The sequence below is a fragment of the Motiliproteus sediminis genome, from assembly GCF_017912535.1.
In the GTDB taxonomy this organism is placed as follows: Bacteria; Pseudomonadota; Gammaproteobacteria; order Pseudomonadales; family Balneatricaceae; genus Motiliproteus; species Motiliproteus sediminis.
On sequence record NZ_JAERQK010000001.1, the window covers coordinates 162,300 to 184,806 of the forward strand.

23 protein-coding genes are annotated in these 22,507 nt (G+C 60.2%); 10 read left to right on the forward strand and 13 right to left on the reverse strand.

Features of this window, described 5'->3' with window-relative positions; genetic code table 11:
• Nucleotides 1-42 precede the first annotated feature (42 nt).
• The gene (locus tag JJQ76_RS00720) at nucleotides 43-957 is read left to right on the forward strand and encodes a pirin family protein (RefSeq protein ID WP_210394670.1); all 915 of its coding nucleotides are present in this window, start codon (nucleotides 43-45) and stop codon (nucleotides 955-957) included.
• 141 nt (nucleotides 958-1,098) lie between these two features.
• Complete coding sequence (locus JJQ76_RS00725; protein WP_210394671.1) at nucleotides 1,099-1,512, forward strand: hypothetical protein; 414 nt, start codon at nucleotides 1,099-1,101, stop codon at nucleotides 1,510-1,512.
• Nucleotides 1,513-1,582: 70 nt separating this feature from the next.
• Here the strand turns inward: JJQ76_RS00725 and JJQ76_RS00730 are convergent, their stop codons facing one another.
• Entirely contained in the window at nucleotides 1,583-4,777 is a 3,195-nt protein-coding gene (locus JJQ76_RS00730; protein ID WP_210394672.1) for an efflux RND transporter permease subunit, read from the reverse strand.
• 23 nt (nucleotides 4,778-4,800) lie between these two features.
• Nucleotides 4,801-5,805, reverse strand: a complete 1,005-nt coding sequence (locus JJQ76_RS00735; protein WP_210394673.1) for an efflux RND transporter periplasmic adaptor subunit — start codon at nucleotides 5,803-5,805, stop codon at nucleotides 4,801-4,803.
• Nucleotides 5,806-5,915: 110 nt separating this feature from the next.
• Here JJQ76_RS00735 and JJQ76_RS00740 point away from each other — a divergent pair, with 110 nt between their 5' ends.
• Nucleotides 5,916-6,527 (forward strand): TetR/AcrR family transcriptional regulator, encoded by a 612-nt coding sequence (locus JJQ76_RS00740; protein WP_210394674.1) that lies wholly within the window; start codon nucleotides 5,916-5,918, stop codon nucleotides 6,525-6,527.
• A gap of 12 nt (nucleotides 6,528-6,539) precedes the next feature.
• Here the strand turns inward: JJQ76_RS00740 and JJQ76_RS00745 are convergent, their stop codons facing one another.
• Nucleotides 6,540-7,664 (reverse strand): hypothetical protein, encoded by a 1,125-nt coding sequence (locus tag JJQ76_RS00745; protein WP_210394675.1) that lies wholly within the window; start codon nucleotides 7,662-7,664, stop codon nucleotides 6,540-6,542.
• Between the two features lie 162 nt (nucleotides 7,665-7,826).
• On the opposite strand from JJQ76_RS00745, the gene JJQ76_RS00750 reads away from it, so the two are divergent.
• Nucleotides 7,827-8,792, forward strand: a complete 966-nt coding sequence (locus tag JJQ76_RS00750; RefSeq protein WP_210394676.1) for a zinc transporter ZntB — start codon at nucleotides 7,827-7,829, stop codon at nucleotides 8,790-8,792.
• A 45-nt stretch (nucleotides 8,793-8,837) separates the two neighbouring features.
• Here JJQ76_RS00750 and JJQ76_RS00755 read toward each other — a convergent pair whose 3' ends face one another.
• From JJQ76_RS00755 to JJQ76_RS00765, 3 genes are all read right to left on the reverse strand, one after another.
• Nucleotides 8,838-10,724 (reverse strand): methyl-accepting chemotaxis protein, encoded by a 1,887-nt coding sequence (locus tag JJQ76_RS00755; RefSeq protein WP_210394677.1) that lies wholly within the window; start codon nucleotides 10,722-10,724, stop codon nucleotides 8,838-8,840.
• A 262-nt stretch (nucleotides 10,725-10,986) separates the two neighbouring features.
• Nucleotides 10,987-11,943 carry a porin gene (locus tag JJQ76_RS00760; RefSeq protein WP_210394678.1) on the reverse strand — a complete coding sequence of 319 codons (957 nt, stop codon included), beginning with the start codon at nucleotides 11,941-11,943 and terminating at the stop codon, nucleotides 10,987-10,989.
• Nucleotides 11,944-12,099: 156 nt separating this feature from the next.
• Nucleotides 12,100-12,897 carry a YccT family protein gene (locus tag JJQ76_RS00765; RefSeq protein ID WP_210394679.1) on the reverse strand — a complete coding sequence of 266 codons (798 nt, stop codon included), beginning with the start codon at nucleotides 12,895-12,897 and terminating at the stop codon, nucleotides 12,100-12,102.
• A gap of 199 nt (nucleotides 12,898-13,096) precedes the next feature.
• Here JJQ76_RS00765 and JJQ76_RS00770 point away from each other — a divergent pair, with 199 nt between their 5' ends.
• The 3 genes from JJQ76_RS00770 to JJQ76_RS00780 all read left to right on the forward strand — a co-directional run bounded on the left by JJQ76_RS00770 (nucleotide 13,097) and on the right by JJQ76_RS00780 (nucleotide 14,591).
• Nucleotides 13,097-13,456 (forward strand): putative quinol monooxygenase, encoded by a 360-nt coding sequence (locus JJQ76_RS00770; RefSeq protein WP_210394680.1) that lies wholly within the window; start codon nucleotides 13,097-13,099, stop codon nucleotides 13,454-13,456.
• Nucleotides 13,453-14,112 (forward strand): alpha/beta family hydrolase, encoded by a 660-nt coding sequence (locus JJQ76_RS00775; RefSeq protein WP_343232460.1) that lies wholly within the window; start codon nucleotides 13,453-13,455, stop codon nucleotides 14,110-14,112. The genes JJQ76_RS00770 and JJQ76_RS00775 overlap by 4 nt, the downstream gene beginning before the upstream one ends.
• A gap of 62 nt (nucleotides 14,113-14,174) precedes the next feature.
• Entirely contained in the window at nucleotides 14,175-14,591 is a 417-nt protein-coding gene (locus tag JJQ76_RS00780; RefSeq protein ID WP_210394681.1) for a VOC family protein, read from the forward strand.
• Here JJQ76_RS00780 and JJQ76_RS00785 read toward each other — a convergent pair.
• The 5 genes from JJQ76_RS00785 to JJQ76_RS00805 all read right to left on the reverse strand — a co-directional run bounded on the left by JJQ76_RS00785 (nucleotide 14,582) and on the right by JJQ76_RS00805 (nucleotide 18,842).
• Nucleotides 14,582-14,719, reverse strand: a complete 138-nt coding sequence (locus tag JJQ76_RS00785) for a TIGR02808 family protein (RefSeq protein WP_210394682.1) — start codon at nucleotides 14,717-14,719, stop codon at nucleotides 14,582-14,584. The genes JJQ76_RS00780 and JJQ76_RS00785 overlap by 10 nt on opposite strands.
• A 127-nt stretch (nucleotides 14,720-14,846) precedes the next feature.
• Nucleotides 14,847-16,373, reverse strand: a complete 1,527-nt coding sequence (locus JJQ76_RS00790) for a choice-of-anchor I family protein (RefSeq protein WP_210394683.1) — start codon at nucleotides 16,371-16,373, stop codon at nucleotides 14,847-14,849.
• Between the two features lie 131 nt (nucleotides 16,374-16,504).
• Entirely contained in the window at nucleotides 16,505-17,371 is an 867-nt protein-coding gene (locus JJQ76_RS00795; protein WP_210394684.1) for a methylated-DNA--[protein]-cysteine S-methyltransferase, read from the reverse strand.
• Entirely contained in the window at nucleotides 17,364-18,257 is an 894-nt protein-coding gene (locus JJQ76_RS00800) for a DMT family transporter (protein ID WP_210394685.1), read from the reverse strand. The genes JJQ76_RS00795 and JJQ76_RS00800 overlap by 8 nt, the downstream gene beginning before the upstream one ends.
• Before the next feature lie 126 nt (nucleotides 18,258-18,383).
• Nucleotides 18,384-18,842 carry a DUF805 domain-containing protein gene (locus tag JJQ76_RS00805; RefSeq protein ID WP_210394686.1) on the reverse strand — a complete coding sequence of 153 codons (459 nt, stop codon included), beginning with the start codon at nucleotides 18,840-18,842 and terminating at the stop codon, nucleotides 18,384-18,386.
• A 133-nt stretch (nucleotides 18,843-18,975) separates the two neighbouring features.
• Here JJQ76_RS00805 and JJQ76_RS00810 point away from each other — a divergent pair, with 133 nt between their 5' ends.
• The gene (locus tag JJQ76_RS00810) at nucleotides 18,976-19,437 is read left to right on the forward strand and encodes a methyltransferase family protein (protein ID WP_210394687.1); all 462 of its coding nucleotides are present in this window, start codon (nucleotides 18,976-18,978) and stop codon (nucleotides 19,435-19,437) included.
• A gap of 16 nt (nucleotides 19,438-19,453) precedes the next feature.
• Here the strand turns inward: JJQ76_RS00810 and JJQ76_RS00815 are convergent, their stop codons facing one another.
• On the reverse strand, nucleotides 19,454-20,158 hold the full coding sequence (locus JJQ76_RS00815) for an NAD-dependent epimerase/dehydratase family protein (RefSeq protein WP_210394688.1): 705 nt from the start codon (nucleotides 20,156-20,158) through the stop codon (nucleotides 19,454-19,456).
• Nucleotides 20,158-21,069, reverse strand: coding sequence for a MerR family transcriptional regulator (locus tag JJQ76_RS00820; RefSeq protein ID WP_210394689.1), 912 nt, complete (start codon nucleotides 21,067-21,069; stop codon nucleotides 20,158-20,160). The genes JJQ76_RS00815 and JJQ76_RS00820 overlap by 1 nt, the downstream gene beginning before the upstream one ends.
• Nucleotides 21,070-21,193: 124 nt before the next feature.
• Here JJQ76_RS00820 and JJQ76_RS00825 point away from each other — a divergent pair, with 124 nt between their 5' ends.
• Nucleotides 21,194-22,030: a hypothetical protein gene (locus tag JJQ76_RS00825; RefSeq protein WP_210394690.1), complete on the forward strand. Its 837-nt coding sequence runs from the start codon at nucleotides 21,194-21,196 to the stop codon at nucleotides 22,028-22,030.
• Between the two features lie 101 nt (nucleotides 22,031-22,131).
• Nucleotides 22,132-22,500 carry a VanZ family protein gene (locus tag JJQ76_RS00830; protein WP_210394691.1) on the forward strand — a complete coding sequence of 123 codons (369 nt, stop codon included), beginning with the start codon at nucleotides 22,132-22,134 and terminating at the stop codon, nucleotides 22,498-22,500.
• The last annotated feature ends 7 nt before the right edge of the window (nucleotides 22,501-22,507 follow it).

A 22,507-nucleotide genomic window follows, 5' to 3' on the forward strand; every position in this document is an offset into this window, starting at 1 on the left:
CGTTGCATCTGTTGCGAGGCGTCGTTGCCGAGGAGGCCGGCCATGAGTAATTTGATTGAGGATTCCACCCCCGATTGCTGTACCGAGCAACCCTGCGCCGCCGTCGAACGCATCATCAAACCACGGACCAAGGATCTGGATGGCTTCTCGGTACGGCGGGTGTTACCGACCCAGCAGCAACGGATGGTGGGTCCCTGGGTGTTTTTTGATCATCTGGGGCCGGTCGAGTTCAAGGCTGGCAGCGGCATCGATGTACGTCCCCATCCGCATATCAATCTGGCCACGGTGACTTATCTGTTTGAGGGTGAAATTCTGCATCGTGACAGCCTCGGCTCTGAGGTGGCGATTCGACCTGGTGATATCAACCTGATGGTAGCGGGGCGCGGAATTACCCATTCGGAGCGCGAATCGATTAGCGTCCGTAACCACCGTCATCGCCTGCACGCGCTGCAGCTCTGGCTCGCACTGCCGGAAGCGGACGAAGAGTGCGAGCCCGCGTTTCACCATTACCCCAAAGCGGATATCCCGGTGCTGGATCAGGGCGGGGTGCCGGTGCGGGTGATGATGGGGAGTGCGTACGGGGTGACCTCGCCGGTGCGCACCTTTGCCGACACCCTGTATCTGGAAGCGCGCCTTACCGCGGGGCAGGGGCTGCAGCTGCCCCCGGCCGAAGCGCGGGCGTTGTATCTGGTCAGCGGTTCGGTGAGGGTGGATGGCCAACGGATCGATCGCCACGACATGGCGGTGCTGGCCGTCGGTGCGGAGGTCCGGTTACAAGCAGAAGCAGATAGCCGGGTGGTGTTGATCGGCGGGGACCAGCTGCCACCACGGCAGATGTTCTGGAATTTTGTCTCCAGCCGGGCCGAGCGAATTGAAGCGGCCAAGGCCGACTGGCAAGAGGGCCGCTTTGCCGCAGTGGTGGGGGATGAGCAGGAGTATATCCCGCTGCCGGAATAACCGCCGGCGACGGCTGTTGGTATCACGATGCGCGTTACCCAATTCATACGGGTGTAAGAAACCTGTGACATAACGAACCGAGAGCTCCTGCGTTGCACACTGCGGTGCATGCTGGGGCAGAGTTTAAGTAAGGAGCGAATTATGTCGATCGATATCTGTGTCTTTACACGTCCGGACCGCGTACCCGCCCGCAATGACTGGCAGCGCTGCATTGATGAAGCCGGCTTTCCCCAGCAGCTTGATGCGGAGTTCGACGTTGCCCGGCACGAGGGCTACGTGCCCTGTCGGGTCGAGGAGAGCGAGATCGGCTTTGAGTATGAGGTGCAGCCGCTGGATGAAACCCTGTTCCCCGCCGATTTACGTCAGTTGTTTGAGCCGGAAACCGTCTGTGTACGGCTGTCGGTGCCGGTGGGCAGCCCCAAAGAGCGGGTCGCCTCGGCGATGATGGCGGCCTCGGCGCTGGCTCGCAGCAGCGGCGGACGGATGTGGCGCGACAGCGGCTTTATCGATGTGCCTGACCCAGTGGAGTGGGTGCGCGGCTGGATCAGCTCCTAGCAGCCTGTCGGACTTAACACTGATCTACTGCGGGAAAGCCGATTCTGGCCATTTTTTGTTCTCTTCTTCGTTAAATAGAACCACTATTCGCCTCAGAAGAGTCCAAAAACTGCCTCAGAACGCTCTTTCCCTCGCTACGATCGGTCAAGCCCGACAGCCTGCTAGCGCCAGCGCTAGACCCACAACACAGTTCCGGCTGTTCAGCCCCGCTCGGTTCGAGTGACTGGTCGGCATCGTCGCGGCTGGTTGCAGGTGTAAGCAACCGGTACAACACCGGAATCAAGAACAGGCTCACCAGAGTCGACAGTAACAAGCCGGCGATGATCACGATCCCCATCGGTGTCCACAGGGTCGAACCGCTCAGGGTCAGGGGCAGCAGCCCGGCCATGGTGGTGACGCTGGTGAGCAGAATCGGTGTCATTCGCGCCGTCGCGCTGGTGCGGATAGCTGTGTCCAGGCTGGCACCGCCAAATCGCTGGTGGTTGGCGCTGTCGACCAGGATGATGGCATTGTTGACCACGATCCCCACCAGCGAGGTGAGGCCGATAAAGGCGGTGAACGAAAAGGTGTAGCCGCTGAGGTAGAGGCCGAAGAACGCGCCGGTGGCGGCGAAGGGGATGCTCATCAGCACGATCAGTGGCTGGCGGAAAGAGCGGAACTGCACCACCAGCACCGTAAAGATGCCCAGCAGCGCCACGATCAGCGACTGGGCCATGCCGCCGAACGACTCTTTGCGACTTTCCTGCTCACCGCCTAAGGCAAAGCGAACCCCGGCCGGGAGCGGCATCTCGGCCAGTTGGGTAGCGATTCGGTTGGTCAGTTGTTCGGTGTTGAAGCCGGAGCGAACGTCGGCGGTTACCCGCGCCATCCGTTCCATGTTGTGGTGCTGCAGCCGGGGCAGGTTGCTTTCCAGAGTGACCTGCGCGATCTGATTGAAGGGAACCATGGCGCCGGCGGCACTTTTCAGCTTCAGGCTTTGCAGATGCTCCAGGGTTGGCTGTTGACCATAGGCCGACCGCAGGGTGATGGCGTAGTCATCTCCCTGGGCGTCGCGATAGCGGCCCAGCGGCAATCCCACCAGGACAGCCCTTGCGTTGCGATCGATCTTGTCCAGGGGGATGCCCAGTAGCGCTGCCTTGTCGCGGTTGATAGCCACCCGCAGGTCGATCTGGTCCTTGCCGATCGGATTGTTGATGTTGACCGTGCCCGTCGTCTCGGCCACCAGACGCTCTACCTGCAGCGACGCCGCGCGCAGGGTTTCCCAGTTCTCGCCCAGTAGACGCACCGAGATCGGGGCCTCTGTCGGTGGCCCCTGTTGCAGTTCCTTGATGCGGATCTCGACGCCGGGGTAGTGGTTGAGCTGTTCGCGCAGCTGCTCTACCAGCGGCTCTACTCGTGCCAGATCAGCGTCGGTGAGGGTGACGAACAGCTGGGCAAAATTGGCCTTCTGTCTGCCGGGGCGGACGTTGTAGTAGATGCGCGGATTGCCACGGCCAACGTTCACCGCCACGTGGCTCACCAGCGGTTGCTGTTGTAGTTCGGCTGCCACCTCATCGGCGATCTTCTGCGTACGGTAGAAGCTGGCGCCGTCGGCGAGCTCAAGATTGACCAGCAGCATCGGCTTTTCCGCCTTGGGAAACAGGCTGACCCCGATCTTGGGAAACAGCGACACGGCAGCGACGAACAACAGCAGTGCGGCAACGATCACCAGCCAGGGGTGGCGTAGACTCCAACCCAAGCTGCGCAGGTAGGGACCGTCAGCAAAGTGGTTCAAACCACGCTGGATAGCGGTTGGCGAATGAGATCGGCGGGCCATTCGGCGGGCCATCAGCGGGGTCAGGGTCAGCGCCACCAATAACGAAGCCAGCAGGGTGAGGATCACCGATACCGGCATTGAACGGATAAAGGTGCCGGAGCCGTTCTGCATCATCAGCATCGGGATGAACGCCAGCACCGTGGTCAGGGTGCCACTGACGATGGCGGTGGCGACCTGGCGGCTGCCGCGCCGCGCTGCTTGTTCGGCATCGAGGCCGCCGTTGCGCAGCCGGAGGATGTTTTCTGTCACCACAATAGCGTTATCTACCAGCAATCCCAGCGCGATCACCAGGCCGACGATGGACATCTGCTGCAGCCCGAAACCGCTGAGGTCAAGCCAGCCGATGGCGATGAAGATCGATACCGGGATGGCCGCGATCACCACCACGCTGGGGCGTCGCCCCAGCACCAGCAGCGAGGTGAGTGCCACCAGTAGCAGACCCTGCAGCAGGTTGGTGAAGAAACCGTTGACCCGTTCGGCCACGCTGTCGCGCTGTTCCGTGATCCGGTGAAGGGTGATTTCCGGCGGCAGGCGATAATCGGCCAGCACCCGGTCGATGGCGTCGGTGAGCTCGAAAATGTTGCTGCCGGCGCGTTGGATCACGTTGAGAAAGACGGCGTCCTGACCAGCGAAGCGGGCGCGATAACCGGGCAGACCCTCGCCGTAGGTAACGGTGGCCAAGTCGCGCAGGAACAGCGGGTGGCCGTTGCGTGTGCCGATGACGCTGTCTTCGATCTGGCTGAGATTGGCGAAGTCGCCGCTGGTCCGCACCGTAAGGCGCTGGTCGCCCACGGTGGTGTGGCCACCGGGAATATTATGCCCGGCGCTTTGGATCACCGACAGCACCTCGTCCAACTCCAGCTCCAGCGCAAACAGCTTGGCCGGATCAAGGGTGATCTGAACCTCCAGCTCGGGCATCGCTTCCAGGTCGACGCGTTTGACGCCGGCCACCCTCTCCAGCCGTTGTTCCAGTTGTTCGGCCACCGGGCGCAGCTGGCGATAGTCGCCGTAACGGTGGCTGAGTGCCAGCTGCAGGATGCCGACATCACTGGGGGAGACGTTACGCACTTCAAGCTTGCTGATGTTGGCGGGCAAGCGGTCACGAATGCGATTGATGGCACTGGCGACGTCGTCCTCCTTGTCGTCAGGGTCGCTGCCGTAGAGAAACTCGACCTCCATCAGCATCATGCCGTCTTCAATGTCGGTCTTGATGGTCTTGAGATCGTCGAGTTCGTTGAGCTCTGCTTCGATCGGGTCAACTACCAGGTCTTCCAGGTCGGCCGGATTGGTGCCGGGGCTGACCAGCGTGACCATGACGTTGGGAAAGTCGAACATCGGGTCTTCCGACCGCGGCATGGTCAGAAACGCGACCAGTCCCAGCAATACCAGAATCAAGCTGAGCAGCAGGGTCAGGTGGTGGTGGCGAAGGGCGTAGCCGGGTAGTCGCATGACAGTCTCCGAGGATTGGCGTGTCAGGGCAGGGTGCGCACCTCGGCGCCCTGGAACAGCAGTGAGCCACCGCGTGTCACCACGCGACTGCTGGCTTCAGGACCCGGATAGATCAAGACGTCGTTACCGGCAATCCAGGCGATCCGCACATCAGCCTTGCGGGCGCGGTCATGCTGGTCCAACAGAAAAATTTCGGCGTCCTGGCCGCGGGCGCGTACCAGAGCAGTCAGCGGCAGTTGCGCCAGCCGAGTGGTGGCGCGGGGGCGCAACGTGGCGTGGGCGATCAGGCCGCTGTGGAGCCGGGGCGGTTGCACCAGCTCAACCTCGACTTCGAAGGTGAGAGAGGCTGGATCCGCTTTTCCTGCGATGGTGCGCACCCGCCCGTCGAACAGCTGGTCGGGGTAAGCGTCCATACGAATCGTGGCCGGGTCGCCAACACTGAGACGAACCACGTCAACATCGGCCACCCGCAGCTTGACGACCCAACCCTGGTTCGCATCGGCGAAGCGCACCACCGGCTGCCCGGCGGGTACCACTTGTTGCGCCTCAGCCAGCCGCTCCAGTATGCGACCGTTGGCCGGCGCCCTCAGCTCCGCGTGCCGGCGATTGAAACTTGCCACCCGCAGGTCCGCGCGAGCGACGTCGAACGCTGTCTGTGCCAGTTGCAGTTGTTCGTCGGAGGCCAGTTGCTTGTGACGCAGTTGCTGTATTCGCTGCACCTGACGACGCGCGTCGGCTTCCAGAGTTCGGGCGCGGGCGAGCATGGCGTCCAGCCGTTCCAGATCGAGACGCGCGATCAGTTGCCCCTTGGCAACTACCTCTCCAGCCTCAACCGCCACCCGGTCGATCAGTCCGGCGGAGTTGAATGCCAGCGGCAGCTCCGCCACCGGCTCGACACGACCACTGCTGCGTACCTCTTTGGAAAGGGCCTCATAGCGGATCTCGGTGACCTCTACCGGGGTGGGCCCGGCGGCGAAGGCCTGCATGGTTGATAGCAGTAAGCCGATGCCTGACAGGATGCGGGTCATGGGGTGCTCCTATGTTTGCACTGTAAACATGCTAGGCTTCCATGTTAGCATTGTCAACATATGTTTCAGCCTTGCTAGGAGGCTTGACCAAGTTGTGTGAAAATCACCCCATGAGCGACGACAAGAACAGTTACCACCACGGCGACCTGCGTAACGCGCTGCTGCAGGCAGCCGCGCAACAGATTCGTGAGCAGGGGGTTGATAAGCTCAGCCTGCGAGCGGTGGCTCGCGCGGCTGGCGTTTCCGCCACGGCGCCTTACCGCCACTTTGAGGACAAGAATCGGTTGCTGGTGGCGTTGGCGGTGGAGGGATATCAGCAGTTGCGCGAGGAAACCGCGGCGGCGGTGGATCCGACCCAAAGCGCGGCGGAGGGGTTGATCGCGGTAGGGCTGGCTTATATCGAGTTTGCCCTGCGACGGCCGGAACGTTACAAGCTGATTTTCGGGCCGGTGATTCATGAGCGCCAGGCCTACCCGGAGCTACAGGAGAGCGGCTTTGCCGCGTTGCAAGTGGTGGTCGCGCTGGCGGAACGGGGAATCGCCAGCGATGAATTTGTCGATACCGATCCGTTCCTGATTGCTAACAGCTGTTGGGCCAAGGTGCATGGTATTGCGTCGCTGGCGATTGACGGCTTTTACGACTGCGCGCCGATCCCGTCGCAGCAGCAGTTCTTTCGCGAGTTGTTGCTGCTGCAACTCACCGGCGTGGTGCGGAGCAAATAGGGCGACGGCGGATCAGGTCACCAGATCGATCTGCTGCAGGGTGCCGCCGCTGCCATCTTCATTCAGGTATACCCCGGTGCTACGGATGACGCCCTCCAGCTGATTCTGCTCATCGGTGAGGGAGAAGGGACTGTCGGTGTAGCCCAGATAGAGCGCGCCGATGCCCTGGTCGGCGAGGGCCAGCAGACGGTTTTCGCCATCGCTGCGCAGCCACAGACGCAGGTCGCTGAACACCGCGTCGCCCTCATCGATAAAGCCATTGCCGTCATCATCATAAGTCGCCAGATCGGCGAATCCGTTACCACTCAGGGCACCAAACAACTCGCTGCCGTCGTTAATGACCCCGTCGCCATTGCGGTCCAGCGCCAGCAAGGCGCTGTCAGGTGCCACAAAGGCGATACTGTCCTGCTTGCCATCGGCATCGAGATCAAAATCGATGCGCTCATCACTGAGTCGTGTTCCGCCGCCGCCCAGATTGACCACCAGTGGGTCCTTCAGCTTGGCTCCGGCTTCGATCAGTACGCGACTTTCGCTGGCAAACTGGCGCGACATGCTCAGATTGAGGTTGAGGTTAATGGTACGACCGTCTTCGGTGGTTACCTGTACGCCGGCCTGTACCGCCAACGATTCTGATTCCTGGACGCGTTCAACCCGTTCGTATCGCATTCCGAACGCCTCTCCCTGCGCAGCTGACGGACTCGTAGCCGGCTGTTCGACCGCGACGTCGGGTGCGCTCGCCGAGGCCTCCATTGAGCGCGCGTCGATAAGCTCCATACGGCGCCCGAGAAACTGCTCGACGATCGATTTGATCAACAAGGTTTTGCTGTCGGCGGAAAATTGCGCCAGCGGATTGCCTGCGTCGACCGGTGGCTCGATCTTTTTGGCCAGACCCGGCGGCAGGCCGCCGCGGGCCGGGTTGTCAAAGCGCTGGTTGAGAGCGGGGTCCTGCTGTTGCACCTGACGTGACAACGCAAGCGCCTGACTCGACAGGCTGACACCGCTGTGTTGCTCGATGCTTAGTCGCTGTTGGCCACCATCGGCGGACGCCCTGACCAGGTCCAGCCGCTCGGACTCTGTGCGCGTGTACTGGTGCTGATGTTCTGCCGCCAGGGTGACGTCTGATTGGGTGATCTTCATAACCGCTACCTCTTCGCGGTTAAGTTATCGGCTGTGTTGGTTAAAAAGTAAGCGCTTTGGCGCTGAAAATAATTCACGCCCTGGCGGGACAGGTCGATGGCGGCGGCCTATAGTCGAGCTAAACAGATTCAGCCACTAAGCGCTGCTTGGGGTGGGGAGAACATGAACGGATTGATACATGCGTTGCAGTTGGATGGCCAGGGTGGCGCGTCTGAATTGAGCTGGGACCAGGCGATGGCCGCCGATTCCGCCAACGGAGTAGTGTGGATTCATCTGGACTATACGGTATCGGGGGCTGCCGAGTGGATTGCCAACCACGCGGGGGTTGGAACCCATGTTGCTCAGGCCCTGCTTGACAGCAATACACGCCCGCGTGCGCATGAGTATCCGGGCGGGTTGCTGGTGGCCCTGCGGGGCGTCAATCTCAATCCGGGGCAGGACCCGGAGGATATGGTGGCGATCCGGCTGTGGATTGAGCCGGGGCGGATTATCAGTACCCGCCAGCGTCCGCTGCTGTCGATTCGTGAAATCGCGACAGCGTTGCTGGAAGGCAAGGGGCCGAAAAGCGCCGGTGGCGTGGTGGTGCAACTGACCCGACGCCTGATCGCACGGATGAGTGGCGTGATCGATATGATTGAAGAGGAGACCACCGACCTTGAAGAACAGATGCTGGCAACCACAACCCTGCAGGCGCGGGACCAGTTGTCGCAGCTAAGACGGCAGATTATCGGGCTCAAGCGTTACCTGTCACCGCAGCGCGAGGCGATGGAGGTGCTGCAGCAACTGGATTCAGATCTGTTGAGCGATGAGCACCGGATGGGATTGCGGGAGAGCAACGAGCGCCTGATCCGCTACATTGAAGACCTGAACGAATCGCGCGAACGTGCGGCGGTGCTGCACGAGGAGACTATCAACCGGGCCACCGACCTGATGAACCAGCGCATGTACGTACTGTCTTTGGTGGCGGCGATCTTTCTGCCGCTGGGTTTTCTGACCGGTTTGTTTGGCATCAATGTGGGGGGGATGCCGGGGGTGGATAGTCCCTGGGCCTTTGGGCTGTTCAGCGTTGCGCTGGTGGTCACCACCGGTTTGATGCTGTGGTACTTCAAAACCAAACACTGGTTATAAAGATTGAGCCCCGTGCCCCGCTCGGTGGGGCATGGGGCTGCGGGGTCAAATGCGGAAACGGTGTGCCATTTCATGGAGGTGGTTGGATACCTCCGTCAGTCGCTCGCCGGTGAGCGCGGTCTCTTCTGCTGACGCAGAGGTTTGCTGGGTGGCGTCGGCGATGTTGGTGATGGAGCGGCTGATGTCGGCCGTCACTGCGGTTTGCTCTTCGGTGGCACTGGCGATCTGGATGTTCATGTCGCAGATAACCGCTACCGCCTGCGCGATCTGCTCCAGCGATACGGCTGCTTCGTTACTGTGCTCCACTGTCTGAATACTGAGATTCTTGCTGCTTTCCATTACCTCTACGGCACTGTGTGAGCCAGCCTGCAACTTGCTGATCATCTCCTGAATCTCTTGGGTCGAGGCCTGTGTCTTGCTTGCCAGGCTGCGCACTTCGTCGGCTACAACGGCGAATCCGCGCCCCTGCTCACCGGCTCGGGCGGCTTCAATAGCCGCATTGAGGGCGAGCAAATTGGTTTGATCGGCAATACCGCGGATCACGTCAAGAATGGCGACGATGTTGGTCACTTCGCCTTCGAGTGAGTTGATGACGCCTGCGGCGTTATCGATTTCATGCGCCAGATGGTCCATGGAACTGATGGCTTTGGTTACCACCGTCTGCGCTTTGGATCCCTCTGCTTTGGCTTCATTGGCGGCATCCGCCGCACTTTGGGCGTTGCCGGCGATCTCCTGCGCCGAGCCCGACATCTCCTGCACTGCCGTGGCCACCATGTCGGTTTCGGCAATCTGGCCAGAGACTGCGGAACTGGTTCGGCTGGAGAGCATCTTGGTGCTCTCGGCCACGGCATTGAGGTCGCGGGTTGCGGTTACGATGTCCGCCACCAGCGACTGTATCTTGCTCACGAACTGGTTGAACGCTTCGGCGGTGACGCCAATCTCATCCCGGGTTTCGGCGGTCAACCGTTTGGTCAGATCACCTTCGCCGGAGGCGATATCCTGTAGCGCGTCACGCAGTCGTTCCAGCGGACGGGTGATATATCCCAGCACCAGTTTTAGCAGCAGGATGATCGCCGCGGTGGCGATGAGTAGAAACAGGATAGAGGCATTGCGTTGGGCGTTGATTGGCGCATAAGACAGCTGTTTGTCGATCACCACGCCGATACGCCAGTCCACATTCGGGATCCCCTCGATGGATGCAAACTTGATCAGGCGGGGACTCCCTTCACTGCTAGCCAGGCGCAGCTCGCTGGTTAACGCCGGGGTTTCGCCATCCAGCAGTTCACCGACCTGCTTGTCGTTAAAGCGGCTGTTCGGGTGGGCCAGAATCTTGCCGTCGGCACTGACCAGATAGGCGTAGCCCAGTCCCAGAAAGTCGATACCGTTAATGATGGCGGCGATGGATTGCAGCCCGATATCGCCACCAGCGACGCCCCGGTCACCTCCCGTTACCGGAGCCACCACCGAAATCAGCAGATCGCCGGAAGTGGCGTCCCGGTAGGGTTCAGTGAAGGCTCCGCTCTGGGTTTTTTTCGCCAACTGGTACCACGGCCGCTTTCGTGGATCAAAGCCGTCGGGGAGATTAACGTCGGGATCGTCCTGGATAAAACGACCGTCATCAAAGCCGATATAGGCCGCTACCAAGTCGCCGGCGTTTTTTGCCTGCAGGGAAAGTTCTGCCACCCGCTGATCCGAGGCTCCCCGGCTGGCCGCTGTTGCCATGGCCTGGGTTATGAGCAGCTTGTTGTTCAACCAGTTGGCAATGTTGTCGGCGGTGGCGTGGGAAATCTCTTCCAGCCCCTGCTCCAGTTGCGCCAACATCTGTTGCTCGGCCTGAAAGCGGTTATAGGTAGCGAATGAGCCAAAAGCTATCACCAGTACCGCCGAGGCGACCAGTATGATTTTGTTGGAAAAAGAGAGCTGGGTGAGCATGGGTTTGAACCTCCGCAGAGAGATGATCGCCCTGTGAGCTGCTGATGAGGCGTCGGTTGATGCCGGACTAGAAAGTTTATTCTAGTAGCGGTGGCTAATGTTTGCTGCGTTGGGTATGAGAGTTGCGCCGTCAAGGCGTGCAGGGGTTGCGGCTAGGCTTAGGTGAGAACCATAAAAAAGGCCGGCATTGTGCCGGCCTTTAGATCCCTGCAAACCGGGCAACCCCTGAAGGGACGGGCACCCGGTGGTTGGGATTCTGTCCTTAGAACTTGATGCGCATACCGGCGAGAACGTCCAGTTCGTAATCAGTGTTGGCATCATCATCGCGGTTGGTGATTTCAGCGAACATCGATACGTTTTTCTGCTCCGGAAATTTGTAGGTCAGGTTGGCGTAGATGGCCTCTTCACTGTTTGCCGCGGCATCGTCATAGTCATGCTCGACATAACCGACCGCGATCTTGATCTGCTTGGTGGCTTTGAAGGTGGCAACGATGTCCAGCATCGCCACATCGCTGGTACCGGCCTGATCGGAAACACCGTAGTCGGCGCCAAAGGTGGCAAAACCCGCATCAAAGACGGCGCTGACACCCCAGATGTCGGTTGATTTGGCGGTCGGAGTGGATTTGAATGTCTGGTAGGCCGCACCCAGCGTCAGGGCGTCGAAGCCAGCTTCGACGTAGATGTCGCTGGACTCGTTACCTTCGCTGTCTTCGCCTTCGGCTTCCAGTTCGTGGGAGGCTGCCACGCGAACGGCGCCAAAGCTGGCGTCGGCGCGAATGACGTCATCACCGCTGCCGGTTCCGAACTCGTCAAAAATGTCTTCACCCAGCGGGCTTTCGTAAGCCTGCTCGACGCCAAAGTCATCGGCGGCCTTGTCCATCTTACCGACCTGCACGGAAGCGCTGCCGAAATCCAGGCCCAGGTAGGCTTCTTCAAGAGAGTCGCCATCTTGCTTGCTTTCTGCGGCATCCTTAAAGCCAAAATCCAGTTGACCAAAGGCAGTCAGACCGTTGCCCAGATCGTACTGGACGCGGTTCTTCAGTTCGAGATCGTCAAACTCGACCTCAAGGTCTTTGGTCTTGCTGGCGTTATCACGCAGCTGAACCTGCCAGTCACCCTTGATGTCGTACTTCAGGCCTTTGCCTTCGTAAACGGTCGCGGCCTGGGCGGTACCGGCAGTGATGCCGGCGATAGCGGCAGCCAAGATCAGTTTTTTCATGGTTTGCATTCTCCGATAATTGGATGATTTGAGTTTATTTAGGCAAAGCTTCCCCGACATCGCCTTTAAATAAAGGGATGCTTGTTTTTATTGTTCGATAATATTTCTACAGCACGTTTGTTTAATTAATGCTGCGATGCAAAAATAATTAAGATGCTATTTTTCATGCGTCCATTCTATAAATTTCTGCCGCGTGTTCTGATCGGCCACTTGATACCAGTACTGCAGCATCTGCAGGGGCAGGGGAGTTGCTGCATCAGGCGGGCGCTGGCCGCCGATGGTCAGCGCCGAGTTGGCTGGCGGGTAGGCCTGCGCCGGGCCTGCCAGGATTGCCAGTGCCGCCGGGTTGTGGCCTTGATTGAACAGCGCCAACTCATGGGTGTAGTTGCGACTGAGTTGGAAGCCCTCTTTTCGCAGCGGAGCAACCGCCAGCGGCCAGGATAGGCCGCTGGATGCTCGCAGTTGCCACTCCGGTGACTGATTAAAGGCCTCCATTGCTGCGGGCGTTTTAATCTTTGGTGTACTGAGACTTAACTGCTGATTCGTGGCTTCAAACAGCACTACAAAGGTGTCACTGTGGGCGAATTCGGTATCGTTGCCACGGGTCTCAACTTCCACACCAAGACGGAGCAGGAGCTGGTGGCGGCCGTCGGCAAGGCGGAGACTGCGGTTGACATAGGCACGCGGTTTTTCCGTTTCCTGACCATCGATGGCGAGTACGTCAATGGCGGGATCGACGCGGATAGTAATATCGGCCAGCGCTTCAGAACTCAGGGTGCCGGCACATATCAGCGGAATAAATAGCGATGTCAGATACTTCAATGATAACCACTCGCTGGTTGGTGTATTACGTTCAAATAACAATGACGAGCAAGTTCCTAAAGACGCAGGAATACTAACCCTGTTTTGTGACTTATTTGTTGCACCGCGATTAAACTTTGTTTTCTTTTTCATGGGCTGACTTATAAATCGTATGGCGTTGTTTGGACAGTTCCGGGGAGATTAACAAAAAATATCGATAATGCAAACAAGAATTATTCGCATTGCGATTGGACGGGTGTCGTGGCTGGGTAGGGAGCGATGCTGCGTGACCTTAGCTGGGGGCTGTGGCATGGTCCGCAGTTATTCAACCACCGGATTAACCGAGGCTCATATGTCAAAGAAAGTCTATTGTCTGGCGCAGTTTATGCCCAAGGCCGGGTGCGATGAGGCGCTATTTCGGGTGCTGCAGGCGCTGGAACCCGACACCTTGCGAGAAGATGGCTGTATTCAGTATGTGGTGACGCGTCATATTCCCAGTCCGTTCGCTGAAGGTGACAGTTACCCGATCGTGTTCAACGAGATCTGGAGCGATCTTGCAGCGTTCGAGTCTCACTGCCAGCGGAGCGCTATTCAGCAGTTCTTTGAAACCCAGTGCGTCGCCGATAGCGGCCTGGTCGACAAGTGGAATGTGTGTATCTACAGCGATGAGCCGCATCAGTACGATGCTCCCAGGCTGGCAGAGTTGGTGTGAACGCACCGGAACGGATCTGCAATCTGCCGGTACTTATCGACGGCGCCGCGGACGCTGCAGTGACGCTGCTGCTGGCCCATGGTGCCGGTGCCGGCATGGAGCATGAGTTCATCACTGCGGTGACGACGGGACTCGCCCGGCAGGGCGTGAGGGTGGTGCGGTTCGAGTTTCCTTACATGGCGGCGCGGCGCGAGGATGGTAAGCGGCGTCCTCCGGACCGGATGCCCAAACTGCTGGCGGCTTACCAGAGCCTGTACCACCATTATGCCGACCAGGGGCCGCTGGTTATGGCGGGCAAATCCATGGGCGGCCGGGTGGCCACGTTATTGGCGCAGGAGCTGGAGTCAGGTGCCGCGCCACTCGGAGTGATCTGTCTTGGTTTTCCGTTTCACCCCCCGGGCAAACCGGAGCGTTATCGTGGTGAGCATCTGGCGACGACCACAGTGCCCACCTTGATCCTGCAGGGCGAGCGTGATCCTTTTGGCACCCGCGAGGAGCTGCGGAGCTTCGCTCTGTCTGCTCAGGTGGAGTGCTGCTTCCTGACTGATGGCGAGCACAGCTTTAAACCGCGCAAGTCCAGCGGTACCACGCTGGAAGAGAACCTCAACCGGGCGGTCAGCCATATGGTGGATTTTATTGGACGTCAGCTGACCTGATCGTTGCCTGGGGCCTGCATCTTCTATGCTTGAAGCAGTAAGCGGATCGAGGAGCGCGAAGCATGGACCCGCGAATCAGCATGATTACTCTGGGTGTAGATGACCTTGAACGGTCGGTGGCGTTTTATCAGCGCCTGGGCTGGCCGCGGATGGATTCACCCCCGAACGTCGCCTTCTTTACCCTCAATGGCAGCTGGTTGGGGTTGTATGGTCGGCAGGCGTTGGCCGAGGATGCCGGTGTATCCTCGGCGGGCGAGGGTTTTGCCGGCTTCGCGCTGGCACATAATGTCGGCTCCGAGCAGGAGGTGGACGCGGTGATGGCGGTGGCCGTTGCTGCCGGTGCGCGTCAGGTCAAAGTGCCGCAGCCGGTTTTTTGGGGAGGCTACAGCGGCTACTTTGCTGATCCGGATGGATATCTCTGGGAGGTGGCCTACAACCCCTTTTGCTGGATTGGTCCGGCAACGGGGGATCAGTCGTAGTCCGCCATCGGTTCGATGCCCGCCAGATCCAGCACCATACAGGCGAACAGCGCGGTTGCCGCAAATCCGGCCACGAAAATCATCGGCATCGCCAGATAGCCCAGCAGGTTCCAGATTAGCTGCTCCATGTTGTCACCCTCTGATCGATTAGTGATGTCACTACTGTAGTTAGGGCGACCGGCAAAAGCGAGCAGCGGATTGGCCTGAATTGATCCCGGACAAGAGGCGCCGCCGCGGGACGGCGCCTGATCTGGATTACTCCGCCTTCAATTCGTACAGGGATACGGTGTTGCTGACTTCGTTGGTGGTCACCAGCCAGCCACTGTTGTTATCGCGCGGGATGAACAGCAGCCCTTCGGGGCTGATATCTCCCTGCGGGCGCAGGTCGAAGTAATCGACCACGGCGGGCGTCTGCGGATCGCTGATATTGTAGGCGAACAGGCCGCTGCTGCGTTCCAGACCGATCAGTGCGTAGCGCTCGCCGCCCAGTTCGGCCACCGCGATCGATTCCGGCTCGGGGCCTTTGTCGTCGCTGCGGCCATCATTCCAGACATCGAAGCCATTGTTGGCATGGCCGGCGAGCTGAAATTCGAACTCGTTGCCGGAGTCGTAGACCAGCTCGACCTTGGCGTTCCAGATCGAGAAGGAGCGCGCGCCATAGCTGTAGATCTGGTCGATATCTCCGTCCCCATCGCTATCGCCGCGGCTGGTGGTGGTTTTCAGGCGGCCGAGCTGGTCGTCCTGCTGCAGCGTGGCGGCGTCGGGATAGGCGCTGCTGTCGAGGTTAAGGTCCTTGACCCGGGCCTCTTCGCTGTAACCGTCATAATCGCGCGCGTCGCCCTCGTTGGCCGACAGGATGTAGCTCTTGCCGTCATGTTCGAAACTGGCGATGGCGTCGGGCTGGTACATACCCAGAACCGGCCAGCTTTGCAGGTTGATGGCATTATCCCGGTCGCTGGCGTCGAAGCTGTTGCGCGCCAGGCTGTGATCCTTGAAGCCCAGGCTGACCACCGCGTCTACCTCGGCTTTGGCGATGTCGATAATCGCCATGGCGTTGTTCTCTTGCAGCGAAACCCAGGCGGTAGTCGAGTCGGTGGAGACGGCAATGTACTCCGGTTCGAAGTCCTGGGCAGGCGTGGCATTGGGGCCGAACACGCGTACGTCGCCATCCAGTTTCCCGGACCCTTTGCCTTTACCGCGATGGTTAAAGCGGCTGAAATCAACGGTGCGAGGGGACCAGCCATACTGGCTGTCGATAATAGTCACCGAGCCCTTGGGATCGTGACTATAGGCATCACTGGGTTCGCCCTCGTTGGCGACCAGCAGGTAGCGGCCGTCGGGGGTGAAGGTAACCATGTCCGGTAGCGCGCCGGCCTTGATCGTTGTGACTTGGCTTCCATCCAGATCAAAAATCACCACCTGACCGCGCTGCTGCTTGTTGTCGGCCTCTACCGCCACCGCGACGTATTCGCCGGAAACGGCCACGCTGTTGGGGCCTCCGCCATATGGGCTGAGGTCGATAGCACTGGGTATGCCGTCAGCTTCGCCCAATGCACCGGTGGCGGGGTCAATCGCCAGAATGCGAAGTTGATTTTCGGCACCGTTGGTGACGTACAGGCGCTGTTTGGTTGGGGCGTAAGCGGAAATTTCCGCACAGCTCTCTTCGCCGCCGCACTGTTCCTGATATTGACCTTTCAGGGTCAGGCTAAGGCCTGCGTGGGCCAAGCTGGTACAGGCTGTCAGCGCTATGGTCAGCGCGATTCGGGGTGTTTGCAAAGGCATCGTCAGTCTCTCCTTGGGACGGGGTCGCAGCAGCGATTGTGGCGACGGGAGATGACGGTACGTGGATGTTTATGTGACAAATCGCAGTTCTATTAACCGGGAGGCCAATGTTGCTGCATTTCTACGTTAGCCTATCGACCGGCTGGATAATGGTCTGCCTGCTGTGCGGCCTCCCAAGCCTGCAGTGCACGTTTACGGGTATTGCCCCAGCGGTACTGGCCGATATCGCCGCTTTCACGGATCACCCGGTGGCAGGGGATCAAAAAGCCGACATGGTTGCGCGCCAGCGCACTGCCCACTGCCCGTTGCGCTTTGGGGGAACCTGCCAAGGCGGCAAGTTGGCTGTAGGACACCAGTTCGCCCGCCGGGATTGCCAGCAGTGCTTCCCAAACCTTGAGCTGGAAGTTGGTGCCCCGCAGTACCAGATGCAGCCTGCCCGGTTGGGGCGAGCGGCAGAAAATACGGGTTGCCAGTGTGACGGCCCCGGTCGAATCTTGCTGCAGAGTGGCGTTGGGCCACAGTTGTTGCAGCTCCTGCTGACGCTGGGGCAGGTCGTCATCGATAAACGCCAGATAACACAGTCCGCGTGTGGTCCAGGCCAGCAAGGCGTCGCCGAAGCAGCTCGGCGCGATGCCATAGCCAATGATTAATCCGGTACCGCCGGTACGGATCTCGCCTGGCGTCATCGCCTCGCAGCTGATCATCAGGTCATGCAACCGGCCGGTGCTGCTGAGACCGGTGGAGAGCGCGGTGGTGACGACGTCCTCGGAGCGTTGGAGCGCCTGTTTGGCGTGCTCTTTGTTCAGAAACTGCAGAAAGCGCTTGGGGCTGATACCGGCCCACTGGCTGAATAGCCGCTGCAGATGGTGTTCGCTCAGGTGCACCGCTTCCGCGACCTGGCTGAGACTGGGTTGCTGGCGGGCGTTAGTGGCCAGATAGTCGATCGCCGCTGCGACCTGATGATAGTGGCGTTGCTGCTCCAACAGGGGGTCAGGCATGGCGGGCGCTCCTTACAGGCCACAGAGTGCGAGGGTTGAATCCGGTGACCAGGGCGGTACCGGTCAGTATCGTCAGGGTTCCGGCCAGGGTATGCCAGCCAGGTTGCTCGTCAAGCAGGCTCCAGCCCCAGAGCACGCCAAAAAGGGGGATCAGAAAGGTGACGGTGAGCGCCGAGGTGGGTCCCACCTCGGCGACCAGCCGAAAATAGAGCAGATAGGCCATGCCGGTGCAAAGAATGCCGAGCAGCAGCACGGCGATGGCTACCGGGGGGGCGGGCATGGCTGGCAGGGGCAGCCACAGCGTCGCTGGCAGCAACCACAGCGTCGCCGCCCACATGCTGCCGTGGGCGTTATTGAAGGGTTCCACCGCGCTGGCGTGGCGGGCGTAATTGCTGGCGATGCCGTAACAGAGCGCTGCTCCCAGAGCAGCGGCGACGGCAACAGCGGCCCCCGGTTCGCTGGTGATTCGGTCAAGACCCACCAGCAGGGCCACTCCCATCGCGCCCAATAACAGGCCGAGCAGCGCCCTTCGAGGCGGCATTTCACGTTGCCAGAGTGCCCCCACCAATGCCCCCCAGAGGGGTGAGGTGGCGTTGACGATGGATAGCAGCGACACGGTCAGGGTTTGCGCGGCGAAGGCGAGCAACAGAAACGGCAGCGCTGAGTTAAGACCGCCGAGCAGCAGGTAGTGGCGCCAGTGCTGGCGCAGTGCCAACCGCCGGCGCAGCAGAAGCGCGACCGCAAGCAGAAACAGTGCCGCCAGGCTAACCCGGCTTTCGATCAGCCACAGCGGCCCCAGCACCGGGGCCCCCATGCGCAGAAACAGAAAGGACCCGCCCCAGATGGCGGATAGAAGCAGCAGGTTAAACGCGCTGGTGAGCGGCATGGATCAGCGGGCCCCCGGGGCAATGTGGTCACAACAAGCGAGGCCGGGTTTGGCCATGCTGTTCTGGCGCAGTGTCGCCGATTCGTGGAGTGAGGGCTACCCGATTCTTGCGCGATCAGAGTGCTGTTAAAAGTGGCGGTCGCCGTAGCCAGCGTAGCGGCGTCGCAGAACCAGATTGCTTGGTGCGACTAACAGCGCCAGCAGCGCCAGCCCATGCACGGCGAGGCCCGCGTTGGCGGATGCCGCAAATGACAACATCAGCTCCAGAGCATAGAGAATCGCAACGCTGATCCAGCCGGGCAAGCCGATATCGCGGGCCCGCTTGGCCATCAGGTTGAGGCCGGCAAAGGTCGCCGCCGCGCCGGTCAGGGTGATAACCAACAGCGCTGGCAAGCCGAACAGGTCTGCTAGGCGTTGCTGGGTCGTGACGATGTCACCGCCAACTAGTTGCTCCACCGCGCCTAGCACCAGCCCCAGCAGTAGCGTCAGTAGCAAGATGATGATCAACAGCAGCAGGCTGTAGCCCAGATAGCGCAAGCGAGTGAGGCGGCCGGTCTTAATCTCGCCGAAATACAGGGTTAACATGTACGCTGCCCCTCCGGGCGAAATCAGGTGACTGTTGGGCACCGGAGAGCGTATGAAGGTTCCACAGTGGTGTTGCGCAAGCATGCGCTTCCAGGCCCCTAATAACAAGCTAAGCGGTTATCAGTAAAAGAAAATGGATAGAACTCTGGAGTTAAAAGTGCCGCCGCTGATGGTGACGGCACTGTTGGCTGGCAGTGTCTGGTGGTTTACCCCAGAGGCGGATCTGGGCTCGCCCTCGCCGGTTTGGGCGGTGATGGCAATCGCGCTGACGGTGACCGGCCTGATTAGCGTATTGTTGGGGGTGCTGGCGGTTAAACTTTCCGGCACGACGGTTGATCCCACCCGCCCGCAACGGGCGTCGGTACTGGTCACCACCGGCATCTACCGGTTTAGCCGCAATCCAATGTACCTGGGTTTTCTGCTCTGGCTGTTGGGCTGGTCGGCGTGGCTGCAGCAACCCTTAGGGGTAGTAGTGGGCGGCGTGCTGTTGGCCTATCTCAACCGGTTTCAGATCGCTCCGGAGGAGCGGGCGCTGAGGGTGCGATTCGGTCAGGCGTTCAGTGACTACTGCGCGCGGACTCGCCGCTGGCTCTGAATGACAGCCCCCGGTATTACCATGGTAGCCGGGTCCCGTCCCAGTTGAGAAACTGTCCCGATTGCGCCGGTGATAGCGAGGTTATCAGGTCCAGCAGACGGTTGGCCGTCGTTTCCGGGGTATACAGCTTGGCCGCTTCGATATGGCGCTGAAACGGACGAGAGAGTGGTGTATCGGTGGTTCCCGGATGCTGGGCTACGATGCAGGCGGCGGGGTGACTGCGCTGCCACTCGATAGCGGTGGTTTTAACCAGCATGTTCAGCGCAGCCTTGCTCATGCGATAGCTGTACCACCCCCCCAATCGGTTATCGCTGATGGACCCTACCCGCGCAGACAGAAGAGCAACGGTGAGTGGATCGCGGCGCCCGTAGCAGGCTGTGAGGGTCTGCAGCAGGTGCACGCTGTCGATGCAGTTACGCTCCAGGTTGTGATGCAGAAAACCCGGCTCAAGGTCGGCCAGCCGTTTCTCCGGCCGTTGCTCGGCTTGATGAAGCATCCCGCCGCAATGGATCACCAGGCGAGGTTTGCGCGGCAGGGGGTGCAGCAGGTCGGTGAGCCGCCAGGGGTAGTCACTGGCGGGACATGCTGTCAGCGAGTCCGTTGCCCCCGGCACCGGGGCCTCGCTGCGGGTGACGGCAAGTACCGGAATGCCTTGCCGCCGCGCTTGTTCGACCAACGCACGTCCGATGCCGCCGCTGGCACCGGTCACCATCAATTCCATCAGTGACGTACTCGGTCATGAAGCGCTGCGACCACCGGGGCAATAGCGTCGAGCTGGCGAACCACGGTTACCCGGCCCGGCAGCATACGCAGTCGGCTGACCCCCTCGCCGCCAACCAGGATCTGCACCGAAGCAGGAAGCTTGCTACTGATCTCGCGCAGGGCCGCCATCAGCAACGAACGCTTCTGTAGCGCACTGAACGACAGCGCGACAACCTCGGGCTGAAGTGATTTACAGGCCAGAATGAGTTCATCCACCGGCATCTCAACTCCGAGATTAACGGTTCGGGCGCCACCTTCGCGCAGCATCAGTTCGACCATCAGCAGTCCCATACCATGGCGTTCGCCCGGCATGGTCGTCAGCAGAACCCGCGGGCCATCCTCCGGGGGCTGAATCTGGTGGCAGGCGTCATGTAGTACGCGGCTGAGATGGTCGGTAACCAGATGCTCGACAAAGATTGACAGTTGGCCCGCCGCCCAGGCTCTCCCGGTCATATCGAGCAGCGGTGCCGCCACTTCGGTGACAAAGCGCTGTGGACCCAGCTCTCGATAGAGGCTGCGCAGTTGCGGCTCCACCTGCGCGTTTTCCCCCGCTTGGGCGGAGAGCAACAGTTGACCTACCCGGGGGTGGTCGAAGTTAACTTGCCCGAGCTGTTGCTGCAACGCTAGCTCCTGCAGCTGCTCATCGGACAGGCTGACCACCTTGCCGGGGCGGTAGCCGCGATCGAGCAGACGGCTGATGATTCGCAGCCGCTTCACTTGATCGCGCGAGTATACGCGTTCTCCCTGGGGACCGCGCCCCGGAACGGGGAAGCCGTAACGGCGCTCCCACACCCGCAACGTGTCTTTGCCGATGCCGATGTCGCGGGAAACTTCGTCGATGGTGTATTGGGTGACCGGTGGCATGTTCATTGTCTCAGCCCTGAAAGTTGCGGTGATTATACCAGTTTGTCCTAGACAAATGTAATTATCCGAGTATATTTATCAGGTATAAGTTCAATCCAATCGACTTCCACTCAGTGACGGGGTGCGTAATATGAAAGCGGCAACAGTTATCAAGTCCACGGGGATCTGTCTGCTATTGGCGGGTGCCGGCATTCTGCATGCCAATATGGTGCAACCCGACCAGGCGGCAGTCGCTAAACAGGTTCAGGTGATGGAACACGCGATCACTGCCAGTTCGGTCAGTGACCGTTACGCACCTGAAGAGCGACAGCAGAAGTTGAGCCTGGTCGCCGGTGCGCGTGAGAGTCTGCGTGAGGGGCACGTGAAGACGGCCGCTGATCAGCTGGAGCAGGCGGCTCGGATGCTGTATCCCATGAAGGAGTACAACGGAATTCCGCTCGCCGGAGACAAGCAGCAGCGCTGGGTATTCCAGATGGAGCGAGTGATTGATGCGCTGCTGCCGGTTGCGCGCGATATAGCGGCCGAGAAAAGCGCCACCATCGATATGCTTGCGGTGACCGACACCCTCTATGAGCAGGGGCGGCTGGCGGCAGCCGGTGGCGACCTCAATCAGGCCGAGCGGTTGTTGACCAATGCCTACCTCGAGCTGCAGCGGGCGCTGGTGGAGCTTCGTTCAGGCGACCTGCTGGTTATCGAACAGCCGGATGCCGGTACTCAGGCAGCCTGGAAGGAAGCGGTGCGCCGTTACGAGGATTGGCGTTTTTTCGCCGATTGGATGGAGCGATCTTCTGAAGAACTGGGTATCGACCCCGGCATCATCGCTCAGGGCAGCAAGGAAGCTGACCGTATCTTTCAGCAAGCGCGAGATGAGGCGCAGCAGGGGGATTGGAGAGTTGCCACGGACCGTATCGATCAGGCCTACCTGACACTGGAAGACTACTGGCGTGAGGCCGGTGTCGATATCTGATGAGGAGGAGGGCAGTGCAGGAAAGAGCCTGCGCTGCCTGTTTGCTACCCCGAGGATCTTGTGTCAGGGTGCGATCGGTTTGAGCGTATCGGAGAGGCAGGGTGAACAGGGGATTGGTGTTGCTTGGCAGGCACTGGATGCTGCTCTCAGCAGGATTGTTGACGGCGATCAGTCTGCTCTCCTTATGGCCGCTGACGCAGCTACCAGAGGTACCCGGTAGTGATAAAACCCACCACCTTGTTGCTTATGCTGCGCTGATGTTACCGGCCGCCTATGCTCGCCCTCGTGGCTGGTTGTGGCTGGGACTTTTTTTTCTCGGCTGGAGTGGTGCTATCGAGTTGTTGCAACCACTGGTCAACCGCTACGGCGAATGGCTCGACTTGGCCGCCAACGCTGCAGGGTTGGTGACAGGCATTACTCTGGCAGCTCTGCTGCGACTGCTTCGGCCAACGCCGGCCGGCAGTTGCTGAACGTGCG